At 40.8% G+C, this 426-nt stretch carries 1 protein-coding gene; it reads left to right on the top strand.

Going from position 1 to position 426, the window contains the following annotated elements:
• On the top strand, window positions 1–423 hold a 423-nt coding region (locus HMPREF3027_RS09370; RefSeq protein WP_141756197.1), incomplete at its 5' end, for a transposase.
• Window positions 424–426: the final 3 nt, after the last annotated feature.

Raw genomic sequence — 426 nt, 5'->3', positions numbered from 1 at the left:
GGAACAAGATACCTCCTACTTGCCAACGGGGAAAAGATGATTGATGAGAAAGGGAGAACGAAGCTCCAGAAAGCACTCGCAATGAACGAACCCCTCTCTCAAGCCTATTACCTCAAGGAGGACCTGAGAGAAATATATAATCAACGAACCATTAATGAGGCAGAGGAAAGATTAAACAGCTGGGTGTCAATGGCACTAGATACAGATTCAAAACCTCTAATCTCATTAGCAAATACAATCAATGCTGCTAAAAAGGAAATACTCGCTTGGTATTATGGACGGCTATCAACGGCCAAAGTGGAGGGCATAAACAATAAAATTAAAGTGATGAAGAGAAATGCTTACGGATATAGAGATGATGACTATTTCAAACTTAGACTTTTTGCACTACATGACTGCCGTATCACACGAAATGTCGGATGAACC

It is taken from the genome of Porphyromonas sp. HMSC077F02 (assembly GCF_001815465.1).
In the GTDB taxonomy this organism is placed as follows: Bacteria; Bacteroidota; Bacteroidia; order Bacteroidales; family Porphyromonadaceae; genus Porphyromonas_A; species Porphyromonas_A somerae.
This window is presented reverse-complemented; position numbering and strand designations above follow the sequence as displayed.